This window comes from Streptomyces chiangmaiensis (genome assembly GCF_036281785.1).
GTDB lineage: Bacteria > Actinomycetota > Actinomycetes > Streptomycetales > Streptomycetaceae > Streptomyces > Streptomyces chiangmaiensis.
Window position 1 is genome coordinate 1 of sequence record NZ_JAYWVC010000240.1, and the last position, 11,302, is coordinate 11,302.

Consider the following 11,302-nt stretch of genomic DNA (forward strand, 5'->3'; position numbering starts at 1 on the left):
GCTCACGCAGCGTGACCGCGGTGGTGATGCCCAGGGCCGGGGGTGGGGCGGGGGGAAGCCCCCAAGAGGAGCCCTACCACCAGGCCGAGTCCAACCGCCCCTCGATCGCCCTGATGTTGGCCCGGGCGCAGTTGTCACAGAAGTACTGGCGAACGCCGTTCTCCACGGAGCAGGTCCAGGTGAGCCGGGGACCGTCGGCCCGGGTTCCGCAGCGGGCACACACGGGGTACTGGGCCCGTGCGGTGTCCGGCAGCCGCGCGGAGCCGCTGTTGTCACTGTCCCGGGGAAGACTCGTCACCCCTGTGACGATATCTCCGTCGGGCCGGTCCGTCGCGGGCAACGCACCGCGGGGGCCGGTCCCTTCGGACCGGCCCCCGCGAGACTTTCCGGGCGCCGACGGTCGACGTCGGTCTACTGCATGACGGCCATGGCGAGCGCACGGCGGGCGCGCATCGAGGCGCGCTCGGCACGGCGCTGCATCCGGCGGGCCACCGCCAGGCGCATGGCCTGGCGTTCCCGCTCGGCCTCATGCAGTCGCTCCTGCATATGCGCACGAGCCAAGGCTTCTGGGATGAGTTGCATCTCTCGGGTCCTGTTCTGGCGCGAGGCGTTGTCCGCGCCGGCGGTGGTGAAGTCTGGGATCGCGGAGCCTGTGGGCTCGTTGGCGGACTGCTTCATCGGGGCCTGCTTCTTTGGGTCGTGCGTGAGGGGGCGATCGATCGTTCCTGTGGTGTTCATGCCGTGACCGGGTTCTTCCGCGGGCGGCCACGCGGCCGCTTCCGGGCGACGACGACACCCTGGACGAACAGCTCGCCACCCCAGACACCCCAGGGCTCGCGCCGCTCCTTGGCGCCTGCGAGGCAGGCCTCGATCAGCGGGCAGGTGCGGCAGAGGGACTTGGCGTACTCGACGTCGGCCGGCGACTCGGCGAAGAAGACCTCCGGGTCGTAGGAGCGGCAGGGGACGGGTACGCCGAGGTTCTCGATGGCGTCGTCGAGCGCGGTGAGCGCGGTGAGCGGGGTCAAGGTGGAGTCCTCCGTGAGGCCGGGCGGGGGGATCGTTTCGGAAGGCGGTACGGACGGGGCGTGCGCTTCGAGTTGCACGGTTCGTCTTCCTCGTCTGGTCGTTCCGGCCCTGTTGGACCGGGTGTCGGCTTGGTACCGGGTTCTTTTCTTGTCCCGAGGCCCCTTCACTCCGCCGTCCCCGTTCGGGGAAAACAGAAGGGCCGCGGATCCCGGATGGGGTTCCGCGGCCCTGAAGGCGCCGGCCTGATCGGCGATCAGGCTGGATCACTCCAGGGTTCTGGCCCACGGAAGGCCCACATCAGGTGGTGCTGCGTCTGCTTCCGGAATCCGGCACCGGCCGCCGCAAAGGCATAGACCTGCGCCTGTGCCACTACTGCTTCCAGTGCCTTGGTCGGTCGCTCATTGCGCTCCCGGACGGGAAGGCCCGCGAGAGACACGGAGGACGCCGGACGGACGGCACGAATGCCGGACAGACCGGTGCCCAGGTCGGAGGCGCCGAGCATGCACGTGGAGACGACCGAGCGATCGGTCACTTTGGCGGTGCTGATGGAGCTGGTCCGGATGCTGATCACTTCAATCGCCTCCTCTCGGCGTCTTGGGGGGCCGACGTGCGCCGGTCCGACGGGTAGGTAGGTAAGTACAACACGGAATCAGGGCCTCCGAGAAGGCCGCCGCTCCCGTGGTCTAGAACCTATGGGGATTGCTGGGGCATGCGCAAACTATTTTTTCGACGAGTTCGTCTCAGCCGTCGTTGCCTTCTTCTACGAGGTCGCGGCCCGCGCAGAGGGCCAGTACATCCGCCCCGTAGCGGTTGAGCTTACGGACTCCGACTCCTGGGACGCGTGCCAATTCGCCCGGGTCGCCGGGGACGGATTCGGCGATCGCGACAAGGGTCCTGTCGGTGAAGACGCAGAACGCGGGCTGGCCGCTGCGGTGTGCCTGTACCGCGCGCCACGCGCGCAGCCGCTCGTAGAGACCCTCGTCCATGTCGGAGGGGCAGTCGTCACACCGCATCAGCTTCATCTCGCCGGCGTCGGACAGTGTGCGCCCGCAGACCCGGCAGCGGGCCGGCGTTCTGCTGGTGCGGCGCGGGGCGGGGGTGGTGCCGGCCGTGCTGAAGCCGCGTTCGACGCCTCCGATGCCGCCCGCGACGGCGCGTGCGGCGGTGCCGGAGGAGCCGGGGCGCAGTCCGTCCAGGAAGCGGCTGGGCCGTCGGCCGGGCCGGCCACCGGGTGAACGGGACAGGGCCCAGGAGAGGTGGAGGTGTTCTCTGGCGCGAGTGACGCCGACGTAGAGGAGACGGCGTTCCTCTTCGATCTGTTCGTCCGTCCGGGCGTAGGTGATCGGCATCATGCCTTCGGCGACGCCGACGACGAAGACGGCGTCCCATTCCAGGCCCTTGGCCGAGTGCAGGGAGGCGAGGGTGACGCCCTGCACGGTCGGGGCGTGCTGGGCGCCCGCCCGCTCGTCGAGTTCCGCCACGAGGTCGGCGAGGGTGGCGTCGGGTTTGGCTACCGCGAAGTCCTGGGCGAGGTTCACGAGTGCGGCCAGGGATTCCCATCGCTCTCTGACGGCTCCTGAGCCGGCGGGGGGTGTGGGCGTCCAGCCTTCGCCGGAGAGGACGGCGCGTACTTGGGAGGGAAGGTCCACCGCGTCGTCGAGGAGGGTGTCGTTGGTGCCGAAGCGTGCGGCGCCGCGCAGGGCGATGCCCGCCTTGCGCACCTCGGGGCGGTCGAAGAACCGTTCGGCACCGCGCAGCTGGTAGGGGATTCCGGCGTCCGCGAGGGCCTGTTCGTAGGTCTCGGACTGGGAGTTGGTGCGGAACAGGATCGCGATTTCGGCCGGTGGTACGCCGTCGGTGAGCAGGTCGCGGATGCGGCGGGCGGCGCCTTCGGCTTCGGCGGGCTCGTCGGCGTATTCGGTGTAGACGGGTTCGGGGCCCGCGGCGCGCTGGGAGATCAGTTCGAGTCGGTGATCGGCGGCCCGGCCGTGGGCCTGGGCGAGGAGTCCGTTGGCGAGGTGGACGACCTGGGGTGAGGAGCGGTAGTCGCGGACGAGTTTGACGACGGTGGCTCCTGGATGGCGGATGCGGAAGTCCAGGAGGTGGTCGGGGGTGGCTCCGGTGAAGGAGTAGATGGTCTGGCTGGCGTCGCCGACGACGCACAGACTGTCGCGGTCACCGAGCCAGAGTTCCAGCAGGCGCTGCTGGAGCGGGCTGACGTCTTGGTATTCGTCGACCACGAAGTGCTGGTACTGGGCGCGGACCTCGTCCGCGATGTCGTGCCGGTCCTGGAGGATGCCGACGGTGAGGAGGAGGACGTCCTCGAAGTCGATGACGGTGCGGTCGCGCTTGAGGTCTTCGTAGGCGGCGTAGAGCTGGGCGATCTCGGCGGGGTCGCGGGGGGCCTCGCGACCTGTCTTGGCGGCAGCGGCGGCGTAGTCGGCGGGGACGGTCTGGGTGACCTTGGCCCATTCGATTTCGGCGGTGGCGTCCCGCAGTTCGTTGCGGTCGAGGCGGATGCGGCAGGCAGCGGCCGCGTCGGAGACGATCTGGATCTTGCGATCGATGATCTTGGGAAGTCCCCCGCCGACGGCTTTCGGCCAGAAGTACTGGAGCTGGCGCAGGGCCGCGGAGTGAAAGGTGCGGGCCTGGACGCCGGCGGCGCCGAGCTGGCGCAGGCGGCCGCGCATCTCGCCGGCCGCGCGGTTGGTGAAGGTGACGGCGAGCACGCTGGAGGGCTGGAGGATGCCGGCGCGGACTCCGTACGCGATGCGGTGGGTGATGGCCCGCGTCTTGCCGGTGCCGGCGCCTGCCAGTACGCACACCGGACCGTGCAGGGCGGTCGCCACCTCGCGCTGCTCGGGGTCGAGCCCTTCGAGCACCGCGTCGGGCGAGTCCGGAACCTGCGGGAAGAGGGTGGAGTGCGTTGCTGCTGTCACCCCGCCATGCTGCCAGGTCGACGGAGACGGGTGCGGCGGTTGTCCACAGGCGGGCACATTCAGTCGTATGAATGCGGGCAGGTGTCACCGCTCACCGCGGCGTGTGCCGCCACCGAGGGGTCCGGGAGTGTGCCCGCCGGGTGGCGGGAATGGTGGAAGGTTCACATACGTTGGCCCCACTGCGACCAAGCACACTGAGCCGTAAAGGAGCGCGACCGACATGCCGGGCACTGTGACGATGTACAGCACTTCGTGGTGTGGCTACTGCCGTCGGCTGAAGAGCCAGCTGGACCGTGAGGGCATCGCGTACAACGAGATCAACATCGAGCAGGACCCGCGGTCCGCGGCGTTCGTGGAGAAGGCGAATGGCGGAAACCAGACGGTGCCGACCGTGCTGTTCGCCGACGGTTCGACTCTCACCAACCCGTCGCTGGCGCAGGTCAAGCAGAAGATCGGCGCCTGACCGCGTCGCGGTCACGGCTTCGCGGGAGGCGGTCCCTGGGGTTCCTCAGGGGCCGCCTTCTTGCGATTTGTCCCACACCAGCGTGCAGCGCCACAGGAGTCGGCGCCGGAAGCTGCAGCCCGGCAGCTGGTGCGAGGCGGCGTCCCGGACCTGGTTCCAGTGCATGTTCGGGTCCTCGAGGGGCATGCCGGCGAGCCGCGCTTGCCCCTTTGAGCAGCGCGTGAAGCCTGCTCGCGAGCACGCCGCACCCGCAGATCACCCAGTCCCTGAGGACCGGTTGTACGCCAGTCCGCCGATCACCAGCCGGCCGCCGGGGGACGGCAGCCGTACCAGGGCGGCCACGGCGTCCTCGAAGGCGGTGTGGTGGACGACGGCGACCACGCTGACGACGTCGTATGCGCCGTGCGGCAGGGCGGCCGTGTCGAGGTGGTCCCTTCCACGAACGCGACGTTCGTGGGCGTCTCCTGCCGGGCGAGCCGGATCGTGCCGGGTGAGCGGTCCACACCTGTGTCACGGATCCGGCACTGTTCGCGAGCTTGCGGGCGAGCAGCCCGTCTCCGCAGCCGACGTCCAGTGCCGCCCGGCAGCCGTCGGGCACGGAGGCGAGCACGGCGCGGTGGTGATGGACGTTGTGGCTCCAGTACGGGTCGCTCGCGAGGTGCGCACCGACGTCAGACGCTCCTGGTCGGCAGTGGCTTGCCGTACCAGCGTTCGATCAGGCGTGCGGCGATGGAGATGCCGTACGGGGGCAGGACCTCGCCGGACTCGAAGGCGGCGTGCAGTTCCTCGCGGGTGAACCAGCGTGCCTCGTGGATCTCGTCGCCGTCGACCTCGATGTCGGTGGAGGTGGCGTGGGCGAGGAAGCCCAGCATCAGGCTGGACGGGAAGGGCCAGGGCTGGCTGGCGATGTACTCGACCTCGCCGATGGTGATGCCCGCTTCTTCGAAGACCTCGCGGCGCACGGACTGCTCGATGGACTCACCCGGTTCGACGAAGCCGGCGAGGGTGGAGAAGCGGCCCTCGGGCCAGTGGACCTGGCGGCCGAGCAGGATCCGGTCCTTGTCGTCGATGACGGCCATGATCACTGCGGGGTCGGTGCGGGGGTAGTGCTCGGCGCCGCAGGCCGGGCAGCGGCGGATGTGACCGGCGGCCGCGATGACGGTGCGTTCGCCGCAGCGCGAGCAGAAGCGGTGCATGCGCTGCCAGTTCTCCAGGGCGACCGCGTGCACCATCAGGCCCGCGTCGCGCGGGGACAGCAGCAGGCCCGCCTCGCGCAGGCCGGCCGGACGCGCGGACTGGTCCATGCGGCCCGGGAGGGTGTCCTTCTGGAGCGCGAAGTAACTGACCCCGTCCTCGTCGGTGCCCAGGAAGTAGCGGTGCGCTTCGGTGAGGGGGGCCTCGAAGGAGGGGGTCATGACGAGTTCGGTCCGGCCGTCGGACGTCTCGTCGATGAGGACCTGACCGCCGGAGACCACGAAGCAGCGCGTCGTGGGGTGGCTCCACGCCGCGGCGAGCCAGGCCTCGTCGAGCCGGTGGTGGGCGGCGCGGTCGATGCCGCTCGGGGCGGTGAGCGAGATGGGTCGGTCTGCGGTGTGGTCGGTCCAGGTGGTCACGGGTGCTTCCAACTCCCCCGGTGCAACGGTGGTTTCGGCAGGCGGTTCAGCGGTACGTACGGCTGGAGGGGACCGGGTCCGGCGGGCTTTGGGCCTGCGGGGCGGCCCTTCCAGTGTGCCGCGCCCCACGGGCCGGAGGGCCGGCTGTCCGGCGGGCGAGATCGTCAGTCCGCACGGTGCCGCCTCTCCCCGAGCTCACCCCATAGATATGCGGAGGTTTCCACACCTTTGAGGAGCAGATCGAGTTCGACCTTCTCGTTCGGGGCGTGCCAGCCGTCGGACGGGACGGAGATGCCGAGGAACAGCACGGGTGCGCCGAGGACCTCCTGGAGATCGGCCGCGGGTCCGGAGCCACCCTCCCGGGTGAAGCGGACGGGTTGCTGGAAGGCACGGCCCATGGCTCGCGCGACGGACTGGAGAGCGGGGTGGTCCAGGGGCGTCAGACAGGGGCGGGTGGCGGCACCGAACGTGATCTCGTGCCGGACACCGGCGGGCAGCCGGTCGGCGGCCCAGGCACGGACGACCTTCTCGATGTGGTCGGGGTCCTGCCCTGCGACGAGGCGGAAGGAGAGCTTGACCATCGCCGAGGACGGGATGATCGTCTTGCTGCCGGGGCCCTGGTAGCCGCCGCCGATACCGTTGACCTCGGCCGTGGGGCGGGCCCAGATGCGCTCCAGGGTGGTGTGTCCGGCCTCGCCGTGGGTCGCGGTCGACTTCGCGGTCCGCAGCCACTGGCCCTCGTCGAAGGGCAGCTCGGCGAAGAGTTCGCGTTCACGGTCGGTGAGTTCGGTGACGCCGTCGTAGAAGCCGGGTATCGCCACGCGCGCGTGCTCGTCGTGCAGGGCGGCGACCAGGCGGGCGGCCTCGGTGGCCGGGTTGGGCACCGCACCGCCGAAGGAGCCGGAGTGGATGTCCTGTTCCGGCCCGTGCAGAGTGATCTCGCATTCGGCCAGGCCCCGCATGCCGGTGCACACGGTGGGGGTGTCCGCGGACCACATGCCGGTGTCGGAGACGATCACGGCATCGGCAAAGAGCCGGGCCGCGTGCTGCTCGACCAGAGTGCGGAAGTTCGGGGAGCCGGACTCCTCCTCGCCCTCGATCAGCAGCTTCAGGTGGACGGCCGGGGAGGTACGGCCGGTGGCGGCGAGGTGGGCACGGACGCCGAGTGTGTGGAAGAACACCTGGCCCTTGTCATCGGCCGCCCCGCGCGCGTAGAGGCGGCCCTTGCGGATCTCGGGCTCGAAGGGGTCGCCGGCCCAGCCGTCCTCGCGGGCGGCCGGCTGGACGTCGTGGTGGCCGTACACGAGGACAGTGGGGGCCTGCGGGTCGTCGGCGGGCCACTCGGCGAAGACAGCGGGGGCGCCGGCGGTCGGCCACACCTCGGCGGTGGGGAAGCCGGTCTCCCGGAGCTTGTCGACGAGCCACTCGGCGCTGCGCCGCACGTCCGCCGCATGCTCGGGCTGGGCGGACACCGACGGGATGCGCAGCCACTCCGCGAGGTCAGCGAGGAAGGCGCCGCGATGGTGGTCGATGTACGTGCGGACGGCACTGTCCGGGGTCTCGCTCATGGTCACGAGCCTATCGGCCCGCGCCGGCATCCTCGTCCGCCGGTTCCTCGGCGGAGGGCGCGCCCCGCAGCAGCCGCTCCAGCGCGGCCCGGTCCGGAAGGCCTTCGGGGCGTACGACCTCCCCGGTGCGGACGTACAGGAACGCGGCCCTGACGGCTTCCGGACGCACTCCTTGCTGCTCGGCCCAGGCGAGCCGGTACAGGGCGAGCTGGAGCGGGTCGCCGGTGCGGCCGGTTTTCCAGTCGACGATCTCGTACGCCGTCCCGTCGCCGTCGTCCGTACGGTAGACGGCGTCGATGCGGCCCCGCACCACGCGCCCGGCGATGGCGAGCTGGAACGGGGCCTCGACTCGGTACGGGGTGCGGTGCGCAAAGGGGGTGCGCTCGAAGGCGTCCTTGAGGGTCTCCAGGTCGCGCTCGTCGGCGATCTCGGCGTCTCCTCCGGGCAGCTCCTCCGGCTCCAGCATGGGCAACCGCAGTTCCTCGAAGCGCGCCTCGACCCAGGCGTGGAATCGGGTGCCCCGGCGCGCGGCGGGTTGCGGGGGGCGGGGCATGGGGCGCGCCAGTTCCTGCGCGAGCCCGTCGGGGTCGGCGGCCAGGCGCAGCACCTGCGATGCGGTCAGCGACGGCGGCAGGGGAACGTCGGTCACGCCCGCGCGGGCGCGCAGCAGCTCTCCGGTGAGGGCGTCCAGGTCGCGGTCCCAGGAGGCGATGGTGCGGGCCTCCTCCGGGGTGAGCGGGGTGACGTCCTCGGCCGGGTGCCGTCGGGGGTGCGGGACGCTCGGGGGGACCTCGCCGCCCGGCACGCGCGCGTGGGGTGCCGCCGGCCGGCGTGCGCGGCGGTCCGCCGTCCGGGAATCCCGGTCGGAACCCTCGCCTTCGGGGGGATCGTCGGGGAAGCCGTCGTAGCGGCCGCCGTCGGGGAACCCCTCGTAGAGGTCACCGTCGGGGAACCCGTGGTGGGGGCCGCTGTCGGGAACCTCCTCGTACGGGTCGCGCTCCTCGCCGAGGACTTCGCCGACGTAACGGTGTTCGTCCTCGTAGGGGTGTCCGTCGTCGTAGAGATCTTCGTCGTCCGGTGGCGGGGGCCATTCCGGGTCGTCGTGGACGGCCCGGTCGTCGTGGACGGCCGCGGGATGGGCGCCGTCGTGCGAGGCGATCTCGTCGAGGTGGGCCAGCACCCTCCCGGCGGCGGCGCGGCGGCGGGCGAGCGCCGCCTCGTCCAGTGGCAGCGGCCATGCGTGGTCGGCGGTGGCCTGGCGCAGCGCCGGGTTCTCCTCGTCCTCGGCGGGCTCCTCGCTCCAGACCTCGATCTCGCCGTACCCGGCGGCGCAGTGCTCGTAGAGGGCCTGGAGGAAGTCCGAGGGCCCGCGAGGGCGCTTCTGGGCGGGTCCCCACCAGTGGCCGGAGCCGAGCAGCAGGGAGCGGGGGCGGGTGAAGGTGACGTAGCCGAGGCGCAGTTCCTCGGTGTGCTGGTGCTCCTTCATGGCCTCGTGGAAGGTCTTCAGGCCCCGGGAGTCCCACGTCTCGACGTCGGGCAGGGTGTCGGCGTCGCCACGCAGGGCGTGCGGCAGCACCTTGCCCTGGGCGGTCCACTTCTCGCGGCCCTGGGTGCTGGGGAAGGTGCCGGTGACCAGTCCGGGGACGGCGACGACGTCCCACTCCAGGCCCTTGGACTTGTGCGCGGTGAGCACCTTGACGGTGTTCTCGCCGCCGGGCAGGGCGTTGTCGAGACCCTTCTCGTACTGGGCGGCGGTGCGCAGGAAGCCGAGGAAGGCCAGGAGGGAGGCGTCGGGGTCGTTGGCGGCGAACGAGGCTGCGACGTCCAGGAAGTTCGACAGGGTCTCGCGGCGTCGGGCGGCCAGGGCGTGCGGGGACGCGGACAGCTCCACCTCCAGGCCGGTGACGGCGAGGACCCGGTGCAGGACGTCCATCAGGGGGTCGGCGAGGGAGCGGCGCAGCTCGCGCAGTTCGGCGGCGAGGCGCGCGAACCGCACGCGCGCGTCGGGCGAGAAGGGAAGTCCGTCGTCGTCCCGCTCTGCCTCCATGGGCAGTTCCAGGAAGGTGTCGAGGGCGTCCGCGAGCGAGATCACCTCGGAGGGGTCCACGCCCTCGACGGCCGCGGCGAGCCGACGCTCCAGGTCGTCGTCGGCACCCACGCGCGCGTAGGACACGAGCAGCCGGGCGCGCCGGCCCAGGAGAGCGAGGTCGCGGGCGCCGATGCGCCAGCGTGGCCCGGTGAGCAGGCGGACCAGGGAGGCGTTGGCGCCGGGGTCCTGCAGGACCTCGCAGACGGCGACGAGGTCGGCCACCTCGGGCAGGTGCAGCAGTCCCGACAGGCCCACGACCTCCACCGGGACGTCACGGGCGACGAGGGCGCCCTGGATCTCCGCGAAATCGGTCGCCGTGCGGCACAGCACCGCGATCTCCCCGGGCGCCGTACCGGTGCGCACCAGGTGGGCGATGGAGTCGGCGACCCAGTCGATCTCCTCGGCATGGGTGCTCAGCAGCGCGCAGCGGACCTGTCCGTCGTGTTCGGCGCCGGGGGCCGGGCGGAGGGCCTCCACGCCCGCGTGCATCGCGCGCAGTGGCTCGGCGAGCCCGTTGGCGAGATCGAGGAGGCGGCCGCCACTGCGGCGGTTTTCGCTGAGTGCCTGGCGGGCGGCGGGGCGGCCGTCGGCGTGCGGGAAGTGCTCGGGGAAGTCGTCGAGGTTGGCGACGGACGCCCCGCGCCAGCCGTAGATGGCCTGGCAGGGGTCGCCTACGGCGGTCACCGGGTGGCCGGTGCCGCCGCCGAACAGCCCGGCGAGCAGCACGCGCTGGGCCACCGACGTGTCCTGGTACTCGTCGAGCAGGACGACGCGGAACTCCTCGCGCAGGATGCGGCCCACCTCGGGGATACGGCCGAGGGTCGCCGAGAGGGCGATCTGGTCGCCGAAGTCGAGGAGGTCGCGCTCACGCTTGGCCGCGCGGTAGCGGCCCACCAGCTCGGCCAGCTCACCGCGGGCGGCTGCGGTCTCCGGAACCTTGCGCAGATCGGCGTTGGCGAGCCGGACGCTCTCCAGGTCGCGCAGCAGTGCGGCGTCGTACGCGCGCACCTCCGTGGGCCCCACGAGGTGCTCCGACAGTTCGGAGTCGAGGGCGAGCAGGTCGCTGACGAGGTCCGGGAAGGAGCGGGTCAGCGCCGGGTAGGGGCCGGGCGCCTCGCGCAGCACGCGCGCGGCGAGCTGGTAGCGGGTGGCGTCCGCCAGCAGGCGCGAGGCAGGCTCGAGCCCGATGCGCAGCCCGTGGTCGGTCAGCAGGCGACCCGCTAAGGCGTGGTACGTGGAGATCAGCGGTTCGCCCGGCGGGTGGTCCGGGTCGATCACGTCCGGGTCGGTGACGCCCGCCCTCACGAGGGCCTTGCGCACGCGCTCGGCCAGTTCACCGGCCGCCTTGTTGGTGAACGTCAGTCCGAGGACCTGCTCCGGGGCGACCTGCCCGGTGCCGACGAGCCACACCACGCGGGCCGCCATCACCGTGGTCTTGCCCGAGCCGGCACCGGCCACGATCACCTGCGGGGCGGGCGGCGCGGTGATGCAGGCCGTCTGCTCCGGGGTGAACGGGATGCCGAGGAGCTCCTTGAGCTGCTCGGGGTCGGTGATACGGGCGGGCACAACGCAGAGGCTATCGGCGACCACCGACAGTGGACGCT

At 71.6% G+C, this 11,302-nt stretch carries 10 protein-coding genes; 1 reads left to right on the forward strand and 9 read right to left on the reverse strand.

Annotated elements, in window-relative coordinates; genetic code table 11:
* Window positions 1–73: 73 nt before the first annotated feature.
* The 5 genes from VXC91_RS37815 to VXC91_RS37835 form a co-directional block, all read right to left on the reverse strand.
* Window positions 74–298, reverse strand: coding sequence for a hypothetical protein (locus VXC91_RS37815; protein WP_408057572.1), 225 nt, complete (start codon window positions 296–298; stop codon window positions 74–76).
* Between the two features lie 113 nt (window positions 299–411).
* Window positions 412–738, reverse strand: a complete 327-nt coding sequence (locus VXC91_RS37820) for a hypothetical protein (protein WP_329511885.1) — start codon at window positions 736–738, stop codon at window positions 412–414.
* Window positions 735–1,103, reverse strand: a complete 369-nt coding sequence (locus tag VXC91_RS37825; protein ID WP_019072119.1) for a WhiB family transcriptional regulator — start codon at window positions 1,101–1,103, stop codon at window positions 735–737. Before VXC91_RS37825 ends, VXC91_RS37820 begins: the two co-directional genes overlap by 4 nt.
* Window positions 1,104–1,279: 176 nt before the next feature.
* Window positions 1,280–1,597 (reverse strand): hypothetical protein, encoded by a 318-nt coding sequence (locus VXC91_RS37830; RefSeq protein WP_329511886.1) that lies wholly within the window; start codon window positions 1,595–1,597, stop codon window positions 1,280–1,282.
* Window positions 1,598–1,766: 169 nt separating this feature from the next.
* Window positions 1,767–4,022, reverse strand: a complete 2,256-nt coding sequence (locus tag VXC91_RS37835; protein WP_408057573.1) for an ATP-dependent DNA helicase UvrD2 — start codon at window positions 4,020–4,022, stop codon at window positions 1,767–1,769.
* Between the two features lie 163 nt (window positions 4,023–4,185).
* On the opposite strand from VXC91_RS37835, the gene VXC91_RS37840 reads away from it, so the two are divergent.
* Window positions 4,186–4,428: a mycoredoxin gene (locus VXC91_RS37840; protein WP_329511888.1), complete on the forward strand. Its 243-nt coding sequence runs from the start codon at window positions 4,186–4,188 to the stop codon at window positions 4,426–4,428.
* Between the two features lie 255 nt (window positions 4,429–4,683).
* On the opposite strand, the gene VXC91_RS37845 is transcribed toward VXC91_RS37840, so the two are convergent.
* From VXC91_RS37845 to VXC91_RS37860, 4 genes are all read right to left on the reverse strand, one after another.
* On the reverse strand, window positions 4,684–4,809 hold the full coding sequence (locus VXC91_RS37845) for a hypothetical protein (RefSeq protein WP_329511889.1): 126 nt from the start codon (window positions 4,807–4,809) through the stop codon (window positions 4,684–4,686).
* Between the two features lie 290 nt (window positions 4,810–5,099).
* Entirely contained in the window at window positions 5,100–6,041 is a 942-nt protein-coding gene (gene nudC / locus VXC91_RS37850) for an NAD(+) diphosphatase (protein WP_329511890.1), read from the reverse strand.
* A gap of 164 nt (window positions 6,042–6,205) precedes the next feature.
* Window positions 6,206–7,609, reverse strand: coding sequence for a dipeptidase (locus VXC91_RS37855; RefSeq protein ID WP_329511891.1), 1,404 nt, complete (start codon window positions 7,607–7,609; stop codon window positions 6,206–6,208).
* A 10-nt stretch (window positions 7,610–7,619) separates the two neighbouring features.
* Complete coding sequence (locus VXC91_RS37860) at window positions 7,620–11,264, reverse strand: ATP-dependent helicase (protein WP_329511892.1); 3,645 nt, start codon at window positions 11,262–11,264, stop codon at window positions 7,620–7,622.
* Between the last annotated feature and the right edge of the window lie 38 nt (window positions 11,265–11,302).

Excerpts from the sequence above, each read along its gene's own strand:
- VXC91_RS37820 (WP_329511885.1), bottom strand. The coding sequence starts at position 738 with ATGAACACCACAGGAACGATCGATCGCCCCCTCACGCACGACCCAAAG.
- VXC91_RS37840 (WP_329511888.1), top strand. The coding sequence starts at position 4,186 with ATGCCGGGCACTGTGACGATGTACAGCACTTCGTGGTGTGGCTACTGC.
- VXC91_RS37855 (WP_329511891.1), bottom strand. The coding sequence starts at position 7,609 with ATGAGCGAGACCCCGGACAGTGCCGTCCGCACGTACATCGACCACCAT.